This window comes from Devosia sp. FKR38 (assembly GCF_005222805.1).
Lineage (GTDB): Bacteria > Pseudomonadota > Alphaproteobacteria > Rhizobiales > Devosiaceae > Devosia.
On the sequence record NZ_STGC01000005.1, the window covers coordinates 1,826,634 to 1,846,681 of the forward strand.

Annotated in this window: 18 protein-coding genes; 4 read left to right on the forward strand and 14 right to left on the reverse strand. The window is 63.8% G+C overall.

What is annotated here, in order from left to right; genetic code table 11:
* Positions 1–106: 106 nt before the first annotated feature.
* From E8M79_RS18680 to E8M79_RS13865, 8 genes are all read right to left on the reverse strand, one after another.
* Positions 107–232, reverse strand: a complete 126-nt coding sequence (locus E8M79_RS18680; RefSeq protein WP_282568108.1) for a hypothetical protein — start codon at positions 230–232, stop codon at positions 107–109.
* 89 nt (positions 233–321) lie between these two features.
* A complete protein-coding gene (locus tag E8M79_RS13835) occupies positions 322–1,209 on the reverse strand; it encodes a PhzF family phenazine biosynthesis protein (protein WP_137152461.1) in 888 nt (295 codons plus the stop codon).
* 9 nt (positions 1,210–1,218) lie between these two features.
* The gene (locus E8M79_RS13840; RefSeq protein WP_137152462.1) at positions 1,219–1,710 is read right to left on the reverse strand and encodes a heme-degrading domain-containing protein; all 492 of its coding nucleotides are present in this window, start codon (positions 1,708–1,710) and stop codon (positions 1,219–1,221) included.
* Positions 1,711–1,712: 2 nt separating this feature from the next.
* A complete protein-coding gene (locus E8M79_RS13845) occupies positions 1,713–2,180 on the reverse strand; it encodes a GFA family protein (protein WP_171015857.1) in 468 nt (155 codons plus the stop codon).
* Positions 2,181–2,261: 81 nt separating this feature from the next.
* On the reverse strand, positions 2,262–4,034 hold the full coding sequence (locus E8M79_RS13850; protein WP_137152464.1) for a radical SAM protein: 1,773 nt from the start codon (positions 4,032–4,034) through the stop codon (positions 2,262–2,264).
* A gap of 143 nt (positions 4,035–4,177) precedes the next feature.
* The gene (locus E8M79_RS13855; protein ID WP_137152465.1) at positions 4,178–4,897 is read right to left on the reverse strand and encodes a hypothetical protein; all 720 of its coding nucleotides are present in this window, start codon (positions 4,895–4,897) and stop codon (positions 4,178–4,180) included.
* 50 nt (positions 4,898–4,947) lie between these two features.
* Positions 4,948–5,967, reverse strand: a complete 1,020-nt coding sequence (ilvC, locus tag E8M79_RS13860; RefSeq protein WP_137152466.1) for a ketol-acid reductoisomerase — start codon at positions 5,965–5,967, stop codon at positions 4,948–4,950.
* Positions 5,968–5,989: 22 nt separating this feature from the next.
* The gene (locus E8M79_RS13865) at positions 5,990–6,640 is read right to left on the reverse strand and encodes a TetR/AcrR family transcriptional regulator C-terminal domain-containing protein (protein WP_137152467.1); all 651 of its coding nucleotides are present in this window, start codon (positions 6,638–6,640) and stop codon (positions 5,990–5,992) included.
* A 319-nt stretch (positions 6,641–6,959) separates the two neighbouring features.
* On the opposite strand from E8M79_RS13865, the gene E8M79_RS13870 reads away from it, so the two are divergent.
* The 3 genes from E8M79_RS13870 (at position 6,960) to E8M79_RS13880 (ending at position 11,236) form a co-directional block, all read left to right on the forward strand.
* Positions 6,960–9,317, forward strand: a complete 2,358-nt coding sequence (locus E8M79_RS13870) for a methyl-accepting chemotaxis protein (protein WP_137152468.1) — start codon at positions 6,960–6,962, stop codon at positions 9,315–9,317.
* Between the two features lie 153 nt (positions 9,318–9,470).
* Positions 9,471–10,670: an NADH:flavin oxidoreductase/NADH oxidase gene (locus tag E8M79_RS13875; protein ID WP_248304995.1), complete on the forward strand. Its 1,200-nt coding sequence runs from the start codon at positions 9,471–9,473 to the stop codon at positions 10,668–10,670.
* A 128-nt stretch (positions 10,671–10,798) separates the two neighbouring features.
* Entirely contained in the window at positions 10,799–11,236 is a 438-nt protein-coding gene (locus E8M79_RS13880; RefSeq protein ID WP_137152469.1) for a hypothetical protein, read from the forward strand.
* 12 nt (positions 11,237–11,248) lie between these two features.
* Here the strand turns inward: E8M79_RS13880 and E8M79_RS13885 are convergent, their stop codons facing one another.
* The 5 genes from E8M79_RS13885 to E8M79_RS13905 form a co-directional block, all read right to left on the reverse strand.
* Entirely contained in the window at positions 11,249–13,180 is a 1,932-nt protein-coding gene (locus E8M79_RS13885; RefSeq protein WP_137152470.1) for a potassium transporter Kup, read from the reverse strand.
* Positions 13,181–13,384: 204 nt separating this feature from the next.
* Positions 13,385–13,981, reverse strand: coding sequence for an NAD(P)H-dependent oxidoreductase (locus tag E8M79_RS13890; RefSeq protein WP_137152471.1), 597 nt, complete (start codon positions 13,979–13,981; stop codon positions 13,385–13,387).
* Between the two features lie 262 nt (positions 13,982–14,243).
* Positions 14,244–14,984: a pyridoxine 5'-phosphate synthase gene (locus E8M79_RS13895; RefSeq protein ID WP_137152472.1), complete on the reverse strand. Its 741-nt coding sequence runs from the start codon at positions 14,982–14,984 to the stop codon at positions 14,244–14,246.
* Between the two features lie 209 nt (positions 14,985–15,193).
* Positions 15,194–15,748 carry an acetolactate synthase small subunit gene (gene ilvN, locus E8M79_RS13900; protein WP_137152473.1) on the reverse strand — a complete coding sequence of 185 codons (555 nt, stop codon included), beginning with the start codon at positions 15,746–15,748 and terminating at the stop codon, positions 15,194–15,196.
* Positions 15,749–15,770: 22 nt separating this feature from the next.
* Positions 15,771–17,540: an acetolactate synthase 3 large subunit gene (locus tag E8M79_RS13905; RefSeq protein WP_137152474.1), complete on the reverse strand. Its 1,770-nt coding sequence runs from the start codon at positions 17,538–17,540 to the stop codon at positions 15,771–15,773.
* A gap of 411 nt (positions 17,541–17,951) precedes the next feature.
* On the opposite strand from E8M79_RS13905, the gene E8M79_RS13910 reads away from it, so the two are divergent.
* Positions 17,952–19,451 carry an inorganic phosphate transporter gene (locus E8M79_RS13910; protein ID WP_137152475.1) on the forward strand — a complete coding sequence of 500 codons (1,500 nt, stop codon included), beginning with the start codon at positions 17,952–17,954 and terminating at the stop codon, positions 19,449–19,451.
* Here E8M79_RS13910 and E8M79_RS13915 read toward each other — a convergent pair.
* Positions 19,448–19,948, reverse strand: a complete 501-nt coding sequence (locus tag E8M79_RS13915; protein WP_137152476.1) for an NUDIX hydrolase — start codon at positions 19,946–19,948, stop codon at positions 19,448–19,450. The genes E8M79_RS13910 and E8M79_RS13915 overlap by 4 nt on opposite strands.
* Between the last annotated feature and the right edge of the window lie 100 nt (positions 19,949–20,048).

Consider the following 20,048-nt stretch of genomic DNA (forward strand, 5'->3'; position numbering starts at 1 on the left):
GTTCCTATCATCGGCCCAGAGCAAAGCTCTCAGAGGCCGGACATTTACTGTTCGGCATGTGGCGCAATCCCCTGACGACCCGCTCGTATCAACGAGCTGCCGGTGATCAGGGGCTGATAAGAAGGAGAAGCAGGGCCGCAGGCAGCAGCAGCATGCCGGCAGCAACCGTCAAACGCACCCGAAGGGCGTCGCGCTGGCTGACTGCAATGGCTTGGGCGCGCTTGCGCTGCATGGAAATGGTCCCGTTGTCCGTTCAGAATGCGCCAATCGCGCCTGCCTTGCAAGCCCGGCCGGCGCAGAAGGTGATTTTTTGGTGTGCAATCAGTCGTCAAGATCGAGCACGCCCTCGCCGATGACGATGGCATGGCCGCCGATGCTGCCATGCACCAGCACATCATCCTCTTTGCGTAGCTGCAGGCTGATGCGGCAGGGCCGGCCCATTTCCACGCCCTGGCGCAGCACGAAATCGGCCTGGCCATTGGCCAGCGCGGCCTGCTCGGCCAAAAGACCGATCAGCGCCGCCGCCGCCGAGCCGGTTCCGGGGTCTTCGCCCAGACCCATGCCGAACATGCGGGCGGCAAGATCATTGTCTGGCTCATCGGGCGTGAGCGTGAACACATAGGCCGAGTTGTGGTCGTGGTGGAAAACGCTCTCCCACCGGGCCCGGTTGACAGTGATGCGGCGCAGCACGCCAGCGTCACGCACCGGCACCAGATGAAAGGTCACCCCCGCCGAGAACACCGCGGGCTGGTAGCCTGCACAGCCGATGTCTTCGGGTTCGATGCCCAGCGCCTGCGCCATGCCCAGCTTGTCGGTCAGCTCGGCGATGCGGGCGGGCAGCCGCGGCAGGGCGAACCGGGCTTCGCCCGAGCGGCGGTCGGCCTTTTCGAACAGGGCCGTGATCAGCCCCACCTTTTCCTCCATGCGCACGGCGCTCGCCTTGCGCTGCAGCCCCAGCACCACCGCAGCACCCACGGTGGGGTGGCCGGCAAAGGGCAGCTCCTGATAGGGCGTGAAGATGCGCACTGCCGCCGTGTTCCGCTCGCCAGTCGGCTTGAACAGGAACACCGTCTCGCTGAGGTTGAACTCGCGGGCAATGGCCTGCATTTCATCATCCAGCAGGCCATCGGCCTTGGGCACCACGGCCAGCTGATTGCCCTTGAGCCGTTCGCTGGTGAACACGTCGAGCAGCAGATAATTGACCTTCACCGCCGCCCCCTATTCGACTGGCAATGCGTAGTCGGACCGGGCCAGCCCCAGGTGGTCGCACAGCGCATCGACGGCCACCGCATGGTCGCTCCGCCCCGGCAGGCCCGAGATGGTGAGCGCTCCGATAATGCCTGCGCCCGTGACGCGGATGGGAAAGCCACCACCGGCGATGACATAATCGGCGGGATCGGCGCCCGACTGCGGCGAGAACGGGCCCTCCCCGCGCTCCAGCACCATGCGATAGCTCGCGCGCTGGTAGCGGCGGACCGTATTGATCTTGCGCCGCACCCATTCGGCATTGTCAGCACTGGTATTGGCCGTGGCGGCAAAGAACATCTGCCGGTCCCAGGTGCGCAGATCGATGACGATCCCCATGCCCTCGGCCAGCGCCCGGTCCCGGATCGCCGAACCGATGGCAAAGGCGACGTCCTCGTCAAAGCGCGGCAATTCCAGCGCCAGTTCCTGCTTCTTGACGAGCGCGATATCGTCGGCCACGGCCATGGTCATGCGTCCTTGTGGTTCAGTGCAGTCCAGGCGTCGAACAGCGGCGTACGATCCGCGGCGCCCTTGGGGAAATTGACGAGGCTGGGGTCGATATTGACCCAGGCGGCCTTGCTGTCGGTCCAGATATTGCCCACCGGCGGCGCCCAGTCGAGGTCGTCAAGCGTGCCGGCTCGCACCACCTTGATGCCCGGCGCCGGCGGTTCATTCCACAGCCAGCCATGGCAATTGGCGCAGAACTGCATGGTGATGACATTGCCGCTGTCAGCCTGGCGCCGATAGGTATCGACCGCGCCGCTGACCTCGAAATCGGCGTCGCGTACGATCATCGACATTGACCAGGCCGCGCCCGAAAAGCGCTGGCAGTCCTTGCAATGGCAATTGTAAACGCTCAGCGGGCTGGCCTTGAGCCGATAGCGCACCGCGCCACATTGGCAACCACCCTCGACGGGGAATTCCGGCAGGCTCACTTTGCCCTCACGACTCTTCTGCGCATTGATCGGCAAAGTTCTAGACCAAGTTCGTCCGCGCCAGAAGGGTGGTGATGCTTTTCAGACGGGCGGCGCCGCCGCCGGCTCGGTCTCGCCATGGCGCACGCGGTCGAGGCGCTTCTCCTGAGTGAGCCAGGCCTGGGCATCGCTGGACTGGAACATCTCAAGCTCTTCTTCCTGCGCGCTGACCGGCGTCAGCGCCACATCGGTATAGCTGGCCTTGGCCGGATCCTTGTCGACCTTGCGCAGCACCATGCCAAACTTGAGATAAAGCGCCGCCCAGGCCACCAGCTTGCCGGCGGTCTCCGCCCAATAGCGCGGGTAGAAGACAAAGGGGCTCTCGAGCCCCATTTCGGGCCGCCGCGCATGGCGATACTTGCGCCGCACGCCGCCGCCCTCGAGCGGATGCACACCCTCAATGGTCACCGAGCCGACGAACCAGGTGACCAGCAGCAGGATATTGGCTGTCGAAATGCCCGTGACCGCCGCGCGCCGCATGATCGTCTCGACATGGGCCGGGGTGTAATATTTCAGCCAGGCATCGGCATAGACCTTTTCCCACTGCTGCCGGCTCATCAGCGGATGGGCCGTGGTGACATGGTTGAGATCATAGCGGTTGAGATCGCCATCCATGGCCACGCCCGAGCGATGCAGCTTCTGGTGATCCTCCGAACCGGGCAGCGGGGTGAGGAAGAAGAATTCCAAGAGGTCCACCGGTAGCTCGCGCTGGATCACTTCGATGTCATGAGCGATGCGCTCGGGCGTATCGCCGGGAAAGCCCAGGATATAGCCGGCATAGGTAATGACATGCTGCGCCTTCCAGGCCAGCAGCATGGTGCGATATTCCGTGATCTTGTTCTGCCGCTTCTTGGCGCCCATCAGATTGGCCGGATTGACATTCTCCAGCCCGATGAACACGCGCTTGACCCCGGCCCGGGCGCATTTCTCGACGAAGTTCTCGATTTTGTGGCAGAGCGTATCGACCTGGATGATGAAGTTGAAATCGAGCCTCTCGCCCTCGCGCATGGCGATGAGCCGGTCGAGAATGGCTTCCCAATCCTTGTTGCGGGCGAAATTGTCATCGGTGATGAAGAAGCGGTGTACGCCCTGGGCCAGATTGTCCCGCACGATCTTTTCGACATCATCGGGCGAGCGGCGGCGCGACTTGCGCCCCTGCACATTGATGATGGTGCAGAAGCTGCACTGATAGGGGCAGCCGCGCCCGGCATCGAAACTGGTGAGGTTATAGGCCGTCTTGCCGACGTGATTGGCCGGCAGGAACGGCACCGGCGTGTCCTCGATACCCGGCAGATCGTTCATGAAATTATAGAGCGGCTGCAGCGTACCCGCATTGGCATCCTTGAGCACGCCTTCGAGCCGCCCCTCGGCCTCGCCAGCGAACAGCGAAATACCCAGCGCCTGGGCTTCCTTGAACTTTTCGTCCGCGCCATTAAGCATCGAAATCACGCCCGAGACATGGAACCCGCCAATGCCCACCTGAATGCCGCGCGCCCGCAGCGGCCGGGCGATGTCCAGCGCGCGCGGAAACTGGTTGGACTGTACGCCCACCAGCATGACCATGCCGGCATCGGCAGCTTCGATCTGCGCCGCGATACGTCCCACATGCACCTCGGTATTGGTCTCGTCGATCACCTGCACATCAAATTGCACATCCGGACCAAGCACTTGCCGCGCAATACAGTCCCGCACCAGACCATAGACGGCGGCCAATGAATTGGACGGAATGGGTGAACGCCACCATTGAATGACATAACCGTCATCGTCGTAATGGGAGGGCTTGATCAAATACAGGCGGAAGATGCGCTTGGTCATCGTCTTTGGTCACCCACGAATGGAAGAAGCCAGGACTTACACAGACAAGCCAAGTCTAGCCGTGACAGCAGTTTAAGGGAAGCGCCAAGCGAGACGGAGCGCACAAGTGTGATGGCAGCGCCGACGGGCGGCAAAATCGCCAGTCAGCGGAGGCTGCCGGCCTCGAAGGCCGCAGCTACGGCCTGGGCATAGGGCACGGCGCCGACGCGGACCGCATCGGCATGGCCGCGGACCACCACGACATCGGCGAGCTCGCGGTGGGCCTGGGCATCGAGATTGACACGGATGCGCGCGACCAGGGCCTCGGCCGTTTCGGGGAAATGCAGCACCTTGATCAGTGAGATCAACGTGCCCTGCTCAACCGCATACAACTGGCCATCGCGCGCCTCGGCGACAGTCAGCCCGGTTTCTTCGTCCAGCTCCAGAGCAATGCAATTGAGCACATCGATGCTGCCGTCAGGCCGCACGTCGCGTGGCTCCAGCGAGCCGCCCGGCGGATAGACCCGGCCGGCATTGGCGGTATCGCCACCCATCACGCCATAGATCAGCGCGCCATCGGACGAAACGATCAGCGCACAGCCAAAGGCGTGGCGCAGACCGAAATCGGAAAAGCCATGCCGCCGCCAGGTCATCAGGGACGAGTAGCCATCCTCCCGCGCCTCGGCACGGAGCACGCCCTGGGCATCAATGATTGGCCCGTTGCCTACTGGCGAAAGCCCCAGCACCCGCCCATCCCAGAGATGGGGATTGGCCGCCACAGCCTCCGCCCAAAACCGCGGTACATCGGCCCGCATGGCAGGCGGCAAGGGCCAGGTGCCAGGCACCAGGGCAATGTCGACGCGGGAAATCGGGCTGATCTGCATGGTCACATGAAAACGGCCGGGGTTTCCCCCGGCCGCCTTGTGTTTCAGACTTAGTTCTTTTCCTTGTTGACCAGGGCGCCAGCCTTGATCCAGGGCATCATGTCGCGCAGCTTGTGCCCGACTTCTTCGATCTGATGCTCGTCGGCCAGGCGACGGGTCGCCTTGAAGCGCGAACCGCCGGCCTTGATTTCCTGCATCCACTCGGAGGTGAACTTGCCCGACTGGATGTCGTGCAGCACGCGCTTCATCTCAGCCTTGGTTTCCGAGGTGATGATGCGCGGACCGGTGACATACTCGCCCCACTCAGCCGTGTTGGAGATCGAGTAGTTCATGTTGGCAATGCCGCCCTGGTAGATCAGGTCGACGATGAGCTTGACTTCATGCAGGCACTCGAAATAGGCCATTTCGGGCGCATAGCCGGCTTCCACCAGCGTTTCGAAGCCAGCGCGGATCAGCTCGACCAGACCGCCGCAGAGCACAGCCTGCTCGCCGAACAGGTCGGTCTCGCATTCTTCGCGGAAATTGGTCTCGATGACGCCCGAACGGCCGCCGCCAACGCCCGAGGCATAGGCCAGCGCGATGTCATGGGCATTGCCCGACGCGTCCTGGTGCACAGCGATCAGGCACGGCACGCCGCCACCCTTCTGGTATTCGCCGCGCACAGTGTGGCCCGGGCCCTTGGGGGCGATCATGATCACGTCCACGGTCGACTTGGGCTCGATCAGGTTGAAGTGAACGTTGAGGCCATGGGCGAAGGCCAGGGCGGCGCCGTCACGGATATTGGGCTCGATGTGCTGCTTGTAGATGTCGGCCTGCAGCTCATCGGGGGTCAGCATCATGATGACGTCGGCCCACTTGGAGGCATCGGCCACGCTCATGACCTTGAGGCCTTCGCCTTCGGCCTTCTTGGCCGACGGGGAACCCGGACGCAGGGCCACCACGACGTCGGTGACGCCGGAGTCGCGCAGGTTCAGCACATGAGCATGGCCCTGGCTGCCGTAGCCGACGATGGCGACCTTCTTGGACTTGATGATGTTGAGATCGGCATCACGATCGTAATAGACGCGCATGGGTTGCTCCCTTGAATTGCGGTTATGCGTGTGTGGCTTTCGCCCCGTAAAGGGCAAAGAACTGATCGGTGGCGGCCTTGACGTCCGCTTCGATATTGTCGGCGACATTGGACTGGGTCAGCGCCTTGTCGCCCAGCAGCAGGCGGATCTGCACGTCGCGCACCACCAGGCCAAAGAAGGTGCGATAGGCATCTTCGCTGCTGGTGAAGCGCAGCAGGCGTGCATCACGCCCGGCTTCCAGAATAGGCTTGAGCCGGCGCCGGATGGCCAGCGGGCCGTTTTCCAGCACGATCATGCCCAGGCTGTCCTTCTCCTGGGCAGCATGGGTCACCGCGGTGCGGTTGAGCGTGATGGAGACTTCCCCGGTGATCACCGTCAGCAGGTCGCGCGCGAACTGCTCGATGCTGGCGCGCAGCGTCTTGGCATTGAGCCCGCTGCGGTCGACCTGCGGCATGCGCACCTTGGCCGCCTGCCACTGCACGGTGGCCGTCAGCAGCCCGTCGCGGTCACCGAACCATTTGTAGAGCGTTTCCTTGCTGCACGAGGCGCGCCGTGCCACAGCCGTCATGGTCAGCCCGTCGCCATTTTCGACGAGCAGGTCCAGCGCTGCCGTCAGCACTGCCTGCTGTCGGGGCGTAAACGTCTCTTCGTTGACCTTGATGGTCAGGGCCACGGCGCGTCCTTGCCTGCTGCACCGAACGGTTTCGGCGGATTTGGTTCTCTGGCGTACCGTACGGTACGGTTCGATGCAAGCGAATTCTCGCCGCGATCACCCCGACAAACATAGCCGGGGCGCTGCCCGAAAAAAGCGCGGCTTGCAGAACCACCTGCACGCATTCGCGCATCGACACTGAAATATCCAGACCAAACAAGGCACAAAAAGCCTTCCTTAAACTTCGCGATTTACTGTGTGCTAACCAATAGCGAGCCGCGCCAGCAAGTGTTTTGCCTGCCGACTCGTACACCTCTGGCAAGGCAAGGTCGAATTTCCAATGGCATCAACACGTAAGCGGTCAATCGCAATCAAGCTGCTCATCGTCAGCGCCCTGGCCATTACCACGCTGCTGGCCACCACATTCCTGGTCGTCATCCTGCAGGTGCGCGACCGGGCGGAATCGCTGATCCTCGATCAGGCCCGCACCGATGCCTCGGCCAATGCCATGGCCCTCAACACCGAGATCGGCATTCTTTCGGGTTCGACCCGCGCGCTGGCCGGCACGATTGAAACAGGCCTGATCACCGGCACCATTGATCGCAAGGGCGTTGTGCAAATGCTCAAGCCGCAGATCGAGAAATTCGAGTCGGTGTTCGGCGCCTGGGCGCTGGAATCCCCTGAAGGCCTCGATGGCGTGGCCAGCACCACGCCGGCCAACGTCGATCTGGGCGTCAATGCCACCGGTCAGTTCACCCCCTATTGGACACGATCAGACTCCGGCCTGTCGCTGCTCGTCCCTGACGCCGTCAGCTATGAGGAAGCCTTCTATGCCGACGTCGCCAAGACCCATGCCAGCGGCGTGACCGAGCCCTATGCCGAAGATACCGTCGGCGGCATGCTGATGATGAGCATCATCCAGCCGGTCCTGGTCGACGGTCAGCTGCGCGCGGTAGTGGGTGCCGACGTCGGTCTCGACAGCATTTCCAACCTGGTCAAGGACCAGCACCCGTTTGGCAGCGGCAACGTCTATCTGATGTCCGCCGGCGGCAAATGGCTGGCGGCACCGCAAGAAGCCATGCTGCTCAAGGACTATGACGACACCGTCGGCAGCGCAGCCCCATCGGCCGCCTCCCAGACCGTGATGGCCGCCCTGGCAGAGGGCAAGACGGCGGTCCTCAAGGACGTCGTCGGCGCCGATGGCCAGACCGTCTATCGCCTGATTCATCCCTTTGCCCTGCCGGGCCTGAATGCCAACTGGGCCGTGGTCGAGGATGTACCGGTCGCGGTGATCTCGGCCGTTGTGGATGAGCAGACCATCGTTCTGGTGGTTGGCGGCCTGGTGGTCCTGGTCGCCGTGATGATCGCGCTGTTCCTCGCCATCCGCGCCTTCGTCCAGAAGCCCATGGGTTCGCTGCTGCGGGAAGTGAGCCGTCTCTCCGACGGCGCCCTGGAGCAGTCCATTGCCGGACAGGACCGCGCCGACGAGATCGGCGAAGTGGCCGTGGCGCTCGAAGCCTTCCGCCACAAGCTGGCCCATGGCCGCGTCCTCGAAGACACCACCGCCCGCCAGCGCGCCGATGCCGAACAGCAGCGCCTGCACGCCGAGGCGGAACGCGGCCGCACCGAGGCTGAGCGGCAGCAGACCGCCGAAGCCCAGCGCGTCGTGGTGGAATCGCTTGGCCGCGGCCTGTCCCAGCTGGCCGATGGCAATCTGAGCTACCGCATCACCGAGCGCTTCCCCGGCTCCTATGAGGATCTGCGCACAGCCTACAACAATTCGCTGGAGCGCTTTGCCGACGTCGTCTCGCAGCTGCGCGCCACCTCGGGCTCGCTCAAGCAGGCCACCGGCGAAATCCTCTCCGGCGCCAATGATCTGGCCGAGCGCACCACCCGCCAGGCCGCCGCCATCGAGGAAACCTCCGCCGCCATGGAACAGCTGGCCAGCACGGTCATTGCCAATGCCGAGCGCGCCGGGGTCGCCCGCAGCAAGGCCGAGACCGTCGCCACCGGCGCCGAACAGGGCGGCCGGGTGATGAGCCAGGCCAATCACGCCATGGAGCGCATCACCAGCTCGTCCTCCAAGATTTCCAACATCATCGGCATGATCGACGACATCGCCTTCCAGACCAATCTGCTGGCGCTCAATGCCTCGGTGGAAGCGGCGCGGGCCGGCGACGCCGGCAAGGGCTTTGCTGTGGTGGCCGTGGAAGTGCGCCGCCTCGCCCAATCGGCCGCCAATGCCTCCTCAGAGGTCAAGGTGCTGATCGAGCAGTCGGCCACCGAGGTCAAGGACGGCTCGCGCCTTGTCTCCGAGGCCGCCGAACGCCTGTTGTCCATTCTCGACGACGTGCAGGAGAACACCCGCATCGTCAACGATATCGCCCAGGCCAGCCAGGAGCAGTCCGGCGCCATCCGCGAAGTCTCGACCGCCATCCGCCAGATGGACGAGATGACCCAGCACAATGCGGCCTTGGTGGAACAAACCAATGCCGCTATCGAACAGACCGAGTCCCAGGCCAATGAGCTCGACCAGATCGTCGCGGTCTTTGTGGTAGACAAGCCGGCTGTCGGCCGCCCGACCCAGGCAGCCCGCCCCGCGCCGGCTTCGGCCCCGCCTGCCAAACGCAGCGCAGCGGCCCGGAAATACCTGACCGAAGGCTCCAGCGCCATCAAGGACGACTGGAGCGAATACTGATCGTTCCGACTGGCGGGCCCCTGGGCCCGCCGCCTCTCGCCTGAGCGGAGACGCATGGCGTCCGCCAGGCTTGGCCCGCCTGTCTTTCCCATTCTCCCCGACAGTCCCGCTGCGCCCAGGTTGCGGCATTTTTCTTTTCATCGGCACTTGCCGATGGAAGCAACAATCGCCATCTTCGTTACCATCAAGCTTTCCGCCCGCAACCAATCGAGCGTCTTCATGTCCGTTCTGTTCTCGCCTGCCACGCTGCGTGGCCTCACGCTGCGCAACCGCACGGTCGTTGCCCCCATGTGCCAATATTCCGCCCGGCACGGCCTGGCCAATGACTGGCACCTGGTCCATCTGGGCCGCTTTGCCATCGGCGGCTTTGGCCTGGTGATCCTCGAGGCCACGGGCGTGACCGCCGAGGGCCGCATTTCCTATGGCGACCTTGGCCTGTGGCAGGACGAACAGATCGCCCCCCTCGCCCGCATTGTCGATTTCCTGCACAGCCAGGGCGCCGCCGCCGGCATCCAGCTGGCCCATGCCGGCCGCAAGGCCTCGACCTCGGTGAGCTGGAACGACATCCCCAACATGACCGAGGCCGAGCGCGCGGCCGTCGCCTATGAGCACTGGACGCCCGTGGCCCCCAGCGCCGTCTCGCATGACCCCAACAATCCAGACTACCAGGTGCCCCATGCGCTCGACGCCGATGGCATCAAGGGCGTGATCGCAGCCTTTGCGGCCGCCGCCATCCGCGCCAACCAGGCCGGTTTCGACACCGTCGAAATCCACGCCGCCCATGGCTATCTGCTCAACCAGTTCCTCTCCCCGCTCGCCAACAAGCGCACCGACGAATATGGCGGCAGCCGCGAAAACCGCATGCGCCTGGTGCTGGAAGTGGCCGAAGCCGTGCGCGCCGTCTGGCCGATGGACAAGCCGCTGCTGGCGCGGCTCTCGGTGACCGACTGGCATCCGGAGGGCTGGCAGGTCGAGGACAGCGTGGTACTGGCCCGCGAACTCAAGGCCCGCGGCGTCGATGCCATCGACTGCTCCAGCGGCGGTTTTGACGGCGCACGCATCACCGCGGTGGAGAACTACCAGGTGCCCCTGTCCCGCGCCGTGCGCGACGGCGCCGACATCCCCACCATGGCCGTTGGCCTGCTGGGCGACGCCAGGGGTGCCGAAGCCATTGTGGCGGGCGGCGATGCCGATTTCGTCGCCCTGGCCCGTGGCGCGCTGGACGACCCCAATTGGGCGGTCCATGCCAATCACGACCTCGGCGCGACTGTTTACGACCTCTGGCCGGTGCAGACCAACCGCGTCAGTAGCCGCGACCATGCTCTGGGCCTGCGGCAGTTTGCCAAGGCCTGACCGGCGGCCTGCTTGGGCCACGGATGCAAATGTGATCGGCAGGCAACGCAATCTTGCCGCTTTGCCCGCCGACACGTGTTGCCAGACGATTCAGTCTCCAAATCGATGATGCACAGGGAGAGTGTTGCATGGATACCAAGGCTGCTGTCATCGCACTGCTCACCTGCTGGGGCGTGGGCGCGGGAACCGTTACCCCCACCCTCGCCCAGGACAGCCAGGACGCCGACGACGCGGGCGATGATGACAACGACCGCACCAATCCTCTGCTCAACAAGGTTTGGGTGCGGACCGGTGTTGACGCCGGCCAGCCTGGCCCGATGCAGATCTTCCTGGCCGACGGCACATTGGTCAGCGACAGCTGCTGGGAGACCTATCGCCTGTCCAAGTGGCAGCAGGTGTCGGACACCGCGATCAGCTGGGACGAGGACGGCATGACCATCAATGCCGATATCGCCAGCCTCAACGCCACCGAACTGGTGCTCAACCTCAAGCTGGGCAGTGAAGTGCAGGAACTGCGCTACACCACCGCCAGCGTGCCCTATCTTTGCCCCGACATGGTCAAGTAGCCCCCAGGCGGACTACAGAACCACCTGGGTGCCGATTTCCACCACGCGACCGGTCGGAATGTGGAAATACTCCGTCGCGTCGCTGGCGTTCTTGGCCAGGCGGGTGAACAGCCGGTCCTGCCAGAAGCGCAGCGGATTGCCCGGTTTGGACCCTGGCTTCAGCGAGCGCCGCGACAGGAAGAACGAGGTCGACATGATGTCGAACTTCCAGCCCAGCTTGCGACACAGCGCCAGCGCCTTGGGAATATTGGGCGTTTCCATATAGCCAAAGGTCACCACGACGCGGCTGAACAGCTCGTTGTAGGAATCGATCGTCACCTTCTCGTCGTCGGCGACGCGCGGCGAGGCCGAGGTGCGCACGGTCAGGATGACGTTCTGCTCATGCAGCACCTTGTAGTGCTTGAGGCTATGCAGCAGGGCCGTGGGCGCACCCTCGATGTCGCTGGTCAGGAACACCGCGGTACCCGGCACCAGGGTCGGCTTCTTCTTGGACAGGTTGTCGACCAGAAACTGCAGCGGCACCTCGTCGCGGCGGGTCTTTTCGGCCAGGCGACGACGGCCGGACATCCAGCTCCACATGATGACAGACACCACAGCCGCAACGGCAGCCGGGACCCAGCCGCCCTGGAACAGCTTGGATGCATTGGCGGCAAAGAAGCTGCCGTCAATAAGCGCAAACACCACGCCAAAGGCGATGACGGCGGCCGGATGCCACTTCCAGTTGCGCCACATGACCACCAATAGCAGCGACAGCGTCACCACCATCACGCCAGACACCGCGATGCCATAGGCGTTCGAGAGCGCGTCCGAACTGCCAAAGGCCACCACCAGCATCAGCACGCCGATCATCAGCATGGTGTTGATCTGCGGCATATAGACTTGGCCGCTCTGCGTTTCGGAGGTGTGGAGCACCATCATGCGCGGCAGCATGTTGAGGGCGATGGCCTGCTGCGTCAGGCTATAGGTGCCCGAGATCACGGCCTGGCTGGCGATGATGGTGGCCAGCGTCGCCAGGATAACGAAGGGCAGCAGGGCCCAATCGGGCTGCATCTCGAAGAACGGGCTCTGCACATTGTGCACGCCGACATTGAGCACAAAGGCGCCCTGGCCGAAGTAGTTGAGCAGCAGGCAGGGGAACACCAGGCCGAACCAGGCCAGCACGATCGGCTTGCGGCCGAAATGGCCGAGATCAACGTAAAGGGCCTCGGCGCCGGTGACGGCCAGGAAAATGGCCCCGATCACCACAAAGGCAATGCCGATATGGGTGAACAGGAACTCCAGGCCCAGCAGCGGATTGATCGCCAGCAGCACCGTGGGGTTGCCGATGATATGCGACAGCCCGGAGATGCCCAGCGTCAGGAACCAGATCGCCGTCACCGGTCCGAAAACAATCGAAACCTTGGCCGTGCCAAACCGTTGCACAGCAAACACGCCCAGGATGATCACCAGCGTGATCGGCACCACCCAGCGCTCCATGCCCGGCGCCACCAGGCGCAGGCCTTCCACGGCCGACAGCACGGAAACGGCGGGCGTAATGATGGCGTCGCCATAGAACATGGCCGCGCCCAGCACGCCCAGCACCATGATCCACACCGGCGGATTGGTGAAGGTCTTGCGGGCCAGCGCCATCAGCGACAGCGTGCCGCCTTCGCCATTATTGTCGGCGCGGGTGACGAAGAACACATATTTGATCGCAACCGTCAGGGTCAGCGCCCAGACGATCAGCGACAGCAGGCCCAGGATTTCGGTCGAGCTCTCCGCCGCGCCGGGGCGCACATGCATCGCCTGGCGGAACGCATAGATTGGGCTGGTGCCGATATCGCCATAGACCACGCCGATCGCACCCAGCGCCAGCAGCGGCAGGTCCTTGTTGGAATGGGCGTGGCTGTCGACTTGGCTCGCATTGACGCCGACGTTGTCGTCGGCCGCATTCGTCTGCGTCATGAACCCGGTGCTCTCTTGGTCAAGGCGGGGGGGCTATACACCCGCGGACCGTGTCACACAACCGCTAGGCTCGACAATGGCCAAACCGACGGGCGGTCGCCCCTTGCGATTGCCGCTGTTGGCGAACCAGTCTTGCCAGAGCAACAGGGGCCGCCCTTGCGGACGGCCCCTGCTGATAAACGAGACTTGGAGGTCTTCGAAATCTTACTTGGCGTCGGCAGCGCGGGCGGCCTTGGCGGCATTGCCCCACCAGACCAGCTGCTCGAGCATGTCGTTGGCGCCGGCGCCGATCGAGCCTTCGATATCCGAGATCGGCTTGTTCTGCTGGCCAAGGGGATGGACGGCAAAGAAGTCGCCGCCACCGATGTGGACGGCCGAACGGGTCGAGACCATCTGCAGCTCGATGCCGATGCCGCGCAGGTGCTCGGCAGCGCGGGCAGCGCCCACAGTGCCATAGCCGACGATGCCGAAGGCCTTCTTGTTCCACTCGACATAAGCCTGGTCGAGAGCGTTCTTGAGGGCGCCGGTGATCGAGCGGTTGTATTCCGCGATCACGAAGATGAAGCCGTCGAACTCACCGATCTTCTTCTGCCAGGCAACGGCCTGGGCGTTCTGCGAGGGCATCCAGGCATTGGAGGCCATTTCGTCAAAGAACGGCAGGTTGAAGTCGCGCAGATCAACGATCTCGGCTTCGATATTGGGGTTGGCGTTGGCCTTCTCCAGGATCCACTGCGCCGGCTTGTCGCCGAAACGGGTCGGACGGGTGGACGAGATGATGACGCCGATCTTGAGTTTGGACATTGAAGCCCTCCTTGGTAACAAATCGTAACTGAGGCGATATAAGTGACCCCAATGAGCCGTCGCAAGGAGGCACGAAACTGTGGTGCGGCAACAATGGCCTGCCTAGGCTACACCCATGTAACCATAGGCAAAACAAGGGAATATTGCGCCGGACAGGTGATCCGCAGCTGGTTTAGGCCCGGATAGCAACAAGCAGCTAACGGACTGTTCAACGCCGCGAACCAATCGCCAGGCGGTCCGGCAACCACCCGACCAGCGCGGTCTATTGCAGGGCGGCGATATAGGCCTTCACGGCCGGCCCAAACCCCATCAACAGGGCATCGGCGGTCAGCCCATGGCCGATCGAGACCTCTTCGACACCAGGCACGGCGGCCTGGAAGGCGGGCAGATTGGCCAGCGTCAGGTCGTGCCCGGCATTGACGCCCAGGCCCACGACATGGGCGGCACGGGTCGTTTCGGCCAGCGCCGCAAGCTCATATTCGGCCCGGTCCGGGTCTGCGTAACAACCACCATAGGGGCCGGTATAAAGCTCGATTCGATCCGCGCCCGTCGCTTTGGCTGCGGTGACCCCGGCCACGCCAGCATCGGAATCGCAGAACAGCGACACGCGCGCGCCATGCGCCTTGAGCGCCTGCACCGCACGGGCCAGCACAATGGCCTGGCCGCGGAAATCCCAGCCATGGTCCGACGTCGGCTGCTCGGGACTGTCGGGCACCAGGGTCACCTGATGCGGCTTAACGCTGGCCACCAGCGCCATGAAATCCTCGGACGGATAGCCCTCGACGTTGAACTCGGCCTGCGGGTACTCACTGGCCTGCAGCGCGGCGAGCTCGAACACATCGGTGCGCCGGATATGGCGCTCATCGGGGCGTGGATGCACCGTGATGCCGCTGGCGCCGGCATCGAGCACCACCCGCGCAATGCCCACGACGCTCGGCCAGGGCAGATTGCGGCGATTGCGCAGCTGCGCCACGGCATTGAGGTTGACGGACAACAGGGTCATGAGCACACCGCCTTTGGGAACGGGAGATCACTACACCACCAGCGCCGATTGGCCCAACCAGCAATTTTGATGGTGGCAATTCAATTCCATCATGGACGCAGCCTGCGCCCCGGACATGGAAATTTCCGTTCAACGCGCTCGCGCCTTTGAATCGAATGCCAGCAAGCAATGAGCGGCAGGCCCCTGGGCACCGCCGCTCACCAGAATGATCACATGCCCTGCGGGCCGCGCGAGATCGCCGCCAGACCCGTGCGCACCACCTCGACCAGCCCGAGGGGCTGCATCAGGGCGATGAAGCTGTCGATCTTGGCCGGCTTGCCGGTCACCTCGAACACGAAGCTCTCGACAGATGCGTCCACGATCTGGGCGCGGAAGGCATCGGCCAGGCGCAGCGTTTCGGCACGATGATCGCCCGAACCGGCCACCTTGATCAGCGCCAGCTCGCGTTCCAGCGAGGCGCCTTCGGCGGTCAGGTCATGCACCTTGTGCACCGGCACCAGGCGCTCGAGTTGCAGCTTGATCTGCACCAGCACCTTGGGGGTGGCGATGACGACAACCGTGATGCGACTAAGTCGCCGGCCGTGTTCGGTCTCGCTGACAGTCAGGCTCTCGATATTGTAGCCGCGCGCCGAGAACAGGCCGACGACCCGGGCGAGAATGCCCGGCTCATTGTCGACCAGCACCGAGAGGGTATGGCGCTCGATCTCCTGGGTTTCCTTGGTGAGGAAATAGGCCGAGCCGGTGGGCTGCAGATGTGCGTTCATGATTTCTCTCCTCTGCAGCGCCCTAGACGAGCTGCCGTCCCTTCTCGTCGATGATGTCCCCGATATTGGCGGTATCGGGCAGGATGATTTCATTGTGCGGCTTGCCCGACGGGATCATCGGCAGGCAGTTCTCGTCCTTTTCCACGATGCAGTCGAACAGCACCGGGCCGTCATAGTCGAGCATCTCCTGGATGGCCGCATCGAGCGCCGCCGGGCTGTCGCACCGGATGCCCTTGCCACCATAGGCCTCGGCCAGCTTGACGAAATCGGGCAGCGATTCCGAATAGGAATGCGCATAGCGGCTGCCATGCAGCAGATCCTGCCACTGCCGCACCATGCCCATGCGCTCATTGTTGAGGATGAACACCTTGATGGGCAGGCGATACTGCACAGCCGTCGACAGCTCCTGCATGGTCATCTGCACGCTGGCCTCGCCGGCGATGTCGATCACCAGCGCATCGGGATGGGCCACCTGCACGCCAACGGCAGCCGGCAGGCCATAGCCCATGGTGCCCAGCCCGCCCGAGGTCATCCAGCGGTTCGGCTTTTCAAAGTGGAAGTGCTGCGCCGCCCACATCTGGTGCTGGCCCACTTCGGTGGTGATATAGACATCCTTGGCCTGCTTGCGCGTGGCCTCATAGAGCCGCTCGATGGCATATTGCGGCTTGATGGTGGTGTCCGAGTTCTTGTAGCCGAGCGAATTGACCGCGCGCCACTTCTCGATCTGCTTCCACCACGGCGCGATGGCCTCGGTGCGCGGCTGGTTGGTCCGGCTGCGCCAGATGCGCACCATTTCCGAGAGCACCCGCGCGCAATCGCCGATGATCGGCACATCCACCCGCACAACCTTGTTGATCGAGCTGGGGTCGATATCGACATGGATCTTGCGGCTATGCGGCGAGAAGGCGTCGATGCGGCCGGTGATGCGGTCGTCAAAGCGCGCGCCGATGTTGATCATGACGTCGCAGTCATGCATCGCCAGATTGGCCTCGTAGGTGCCGTGCATGCCCAGCATGCCCATCCACTGCGGGTTGGACGCCGGGAAGGCGCCCAGGCCCATCAGCGTCGAGGTCACCGGGAAACCGGTCAACTCGGCCAGCTCGCGCAGCAGTTCAGACGCCTCGGGACCGGCATTGATCACGCCGCCGCCGGTGTAAAAGATCGGGCGCTCAGCCTTGAGCATCAGCTCGACCGCGGCCTCGATGGCGGCAGCGTCGCCATCCATCTGCGGGCGGTAGCTCTGGTGGCGCAGCGTCTCGAGATCGGGCTTGTAGTAGTCGCCCATGGCGAACTGCACATCCTTGGGGATGTCGATCACCACCGGGCCGGGGCGGCCCGTGGTCGCGATCAGGAAGGCCTCGTGCATGATGCGCGGCAGGTCTTCGATGCGCTTGACCAGGTAATTATACTTGGTGCAGCTGCGGGTGATGCCGACCGTATCGCATTCCTGGAAGGCGTCGGTGCCGATCAGCGTGGTGGGCACCTGCGCGGTGATGCAGATCATGGGGATCGAATCCATCAGCGCATCGGTCAGGCCCGTCACCGCATTGGTGGCGCCCGGCCCCGAGGTCACCAGGACGATGCCCGGCTTGCCGGTCGAGCGCGCATAGCCTTCGGCCATGTGGGTCGCGCCCTGTTCATGGCGCACCAGGATATGCTGCACCTGATCCTGCTGGAACATCGCGTCATAGATGGGGAGAGCTGCGCCACCGGGGTAGCCGAAAATATGCTCGACCCCATGATCGCACAGCGCCTGGATCACCATTTCCGCGCCGGTCATTTTTTCGGCCATTGTTGTCGTTCCTTCCTTGAAGTCCATTGACTTGACCCAGTCTCGTGGCGGCGGAAACCGGGCAATAAAAAAGGCCCCGTTCGGGACCTGTTTTCGGCGCACCAGCTATCGCGCGGGATGTTATCCCACGATGCCGATGCGCCTGCCTACTACGAGAATGAGTGCCCGCACGGGACCTCTCCAACAAAAAAATCTGGCCGCATTGATAGGTGCAATGGCGCAAAGCTGTCAAGGCCCGGCCGACCAGAACTGCGCCGCTGCGCCACCCATCCGGCGCCAATGGTCGGCACAACGCCCGCCAGCCTGATTTTCCGTGGAGGACGGCCACTTTGCGGCGCAAAAACAGGTGGCCTCGGCATCAGACAATGCTAAGGGCGCGGGTGACAGTTTTATGACAATGAAGATGCCCCAATGAACAAGAGCGTCCTCGACAAGGATTTGCAGCGCGTCTCCGGCTTGCAAACAGCAACGCATGATCTGTCGCGTGTGCTGGCCGCGCCCGGCATCGCCCTGGTCTTCCTGCTGGCCGTTGCCGTCTGGGCCGCCTTCATCATCAGCGACGGCCCGATGAGCTATCTGGTCATTATCGCTGCGGCCATCGCCGGCTATATGGCGCTCAATGTCGGTGCCAATGACGTGGCCAACAACATGGGTCCGGCCGTTGGCTCCAAGGCGCTGACCATGGGCGGCGCCCTGGTGATCGCCGCCATTTTCGAGGCTGCCGGTGCCCTGCTGGCCGGTGGCGATGTGGTCAACACCGTCGCCCGCGACCTGCTGATCGGCGAACAGCTCGACAGCACCACCTTTGTGCTGGTGATGATGGCCGCCCTGCTCGCCTCCGCACTCTGGACCAATCTGGCCACCCTCATCGGCGCCCCGGTTTCGACCACCCATGCCGTGGTGGGCGGCGTGGTGGGCTCGGGCATCGCGGCCGCCGGCCTCGCCTCGGTCGCCTGGCCAGTAATTGGCACCATTGCGGCCAGCTGGGTGATCTCCCCCGTGCTGGGCGGCATCTTTGCCGCAATCCTGCTCGACATCATCCGCCACACCATCACCACACGCGTTGACAAGATTTCCGCTGCCCGCCGCTGGGTGCCCATCTTCGTGGCGCTGATGACCGGTGTCTTCGCCATGTATCTGGCCACCAAGGGCCTGAGCCGGGTGTGGAAGCCCGGCCTGCCCGTCGTGGTGACCATGGGCATCGCCATGTCCATTCTGGGCTGGATCGTCGCCATGCCCATGGTGCGCCACCAGTCCCTGCACATCGAGAACCGCAAGAAGCACATCTCCAAGCTGTTCCGCTTGCCCCTGATCGTGGCGGCGGCACTGCTGTCCTTTGCCCATGGCGCCAATGACGTGGCCAACGCCATCGGCCCTTTTGCCGCTATCGTGCTGACCGTCCAGACCGGACACATGGAGGCCGCTGGCATCGCCCTGCCTCTCTGGGTTCTCGTGATCGGCGCGCTGGGCATTTCGCTGGGCCTGGCCCTGTTCGGACCACGCCTGATCCGCACCGTGGGCGAGCAGATCACCAAGCTCAATGAAATCCGCGCCTATTGCGTGGCCCTGTCGGCGGCCATCACCGTGCTCGCGGCATCAGCGCTGGGCCTGCCAGTGTCCTCAACCCATATCGCGGTGGGCGCTATTTTCGGCGTCGGCTTCCTGCGCGAGTTTCATTCGCAGCGCGACCTCAAGCAGGCCTCTGTGCCGATCCACGCCAAATTCGTTGATCCGGCCATGCTCAATGCCACGCCCGAGGCCGCCCTCGCCATGGAGCGCAAGCGCGAACGGCGCCTCCTGGTGCGGCGCCAACATGTGCTGGGTATCGCCGCCGCCTGGGTAATCACCGTGCCGGCGTCGGCCGCGCTGTCGGCCGCCCTGTTCGGCATCCTGCGCCTGCTGGTTGGCTAGTCGACAACGCCGCGGTTGTGCAGCGCCACCACCAGGCGCCCCAGGTCCGGATCAGCCAGCAGCCGCCGCGCCTCGGGCAACACCGCCCAGTGCCGCAGGCGCTGGCCCATCTCCTTCCAGATATCGAGCTGGGACATCACGCGCATCGGATAGATGTCGACATCCACCAGCGCCGAGCCATTGGCGCCGCTACCGGTGCGATAGCTGCCGATGGGCGTGTCCTCGATCTGCCCGGACACGCCGGCCTCTTCCATGGCCTCGATGGCCGCACTCTCGGCCGCGGTCATGCCCGGCTCGATGGCGCCCTTGGGGAAAATCCAGCGACCGGTGCGGCGCGAGGTGATCAGCAGGAAGGTCATGCGGCCATCGACAACCGAATAGGGCAAGGCGCCCGCCTGGCGCAGCCCAGGGGCAGATTCGACCACCGGACTCCAGTTCCTGAGAAATTCGCGCACCATCGGTCGGCCCGACTCCTTGAGATTGTTGACAAAAACCATGCACTGTTCGCCGCAGGCTGTCGATGCAATGCGCCCACCGCTTGCCCAACAAAAAAGGGCCCCGTGGGGCCCTTCGAACGCGCTGAACAGAAGATCGAGG

Bases quoted from the DNA above. Each gene is read 5' to 3' on its own strand.
- E8M79_RS18680 (WP_282568108.1), bottom strand. From the start codon at position 232: ATGCAGCGCAAGCGCGCCCAAGCCATTGCAGTCAGCCAGCGCGACGCC.
- E8M79_RS13840 (WP_137152462.1), bottom strand. From the start codon at position 1,710: ATGGCCGTGGCCGACGATATCGCGCTCGTCAAGAAGCAGGAACTGGCG.
- E8M79_RS13850 (WP_137152464.1), bottom strand. From the start codon at position 4,034: ATGACCAAGCGCATCTTCCGCCTGTATTTGATCAAGCCCTCCCATTAC.
- E8M79_RS13855 (WP_137152465.1), bottom strand. From the start codon at position 4,897: ATGCAGATCAGCCCGATTTCCCGCGTCGACATTGCCCTGGTGCCTGGC.
- ilvC (WP_137152466.1), bottom strand. From the start codon at position 5,967: ATGCGCGTCTATTACGATCGTGATGCCGATCTCAACATCATCAAGTCC.
- E8M79_RS13870 (WP_137152468.1), top strand. From the start codon at position 6,960: ATGGCATCAACACGTAAGCGGTCAATCGCAATCAAGCTGCTCATCGTC.
- E8M79_RS13875 (WP_248304995.1), top strand. From the start codon at position 9,471: ATGGAAGCAACAATCGCCATCTTCGTTACCATCAAGCTTTCCGCCCGC.
- E8M79_RS13880 (WP_137152469.1), top strand. From the start codon at position 10,799: ATGGATACCAAGGCTGCTGTCATCGCACTGCTCACCTGCTGGGGCGTG.
- E8M79_RS13885 (WP_137152470.1), bottom strand. From the start codon at position 13,180: ATGACGCAGACGAATGCGGCCGACGACAACGTCGGCGTCAATGCGAGC.
- E8M79_RS13890 (WP_137152471.1), bottom strand. From the start codon at position 13,981: ATGTCCAAACTCAAGATCGGCGTCATCATCTCGTCCACCCGTCCGACC.
- E8M79_RS13895 (WP_137152472.1), bottom strand. From the start codon at position 14,984: ATGACCCTGTTGTCCGTCAACCTCAATGCCGTGGCGCAGCTGCGCAAT.
- ilvN (WP_137152473.1), bottom strand. From the start codon at position 15,748: ATGAACGCACATCTGCAGCCCACCGGCTCGGCCTATTTCCTCACCAAG.
- E8M79_RS13905 (WP_137152474.1), bottom strand. From the start codon at position 17,540: ATGGCCGAAAAAATGACCGGCGCGGAAATGGTGATCCAGGCGCTGTGC.
- E8M79_RS13910 (WP_137152475.1), top strand. From the start codon at position 17,952: ATGAACAAGAGCGTCCTCGACAAGGATTTGCAGCGCGTCTCCGGCTTG.
- E8M79_RS13915 (WP_137152476.1), bottom strand. From the start codon at position 19,948: ATGGTTTTTGTCAACAATCTCAAGGAGTCGGGCCGACCGATGGTGCGC.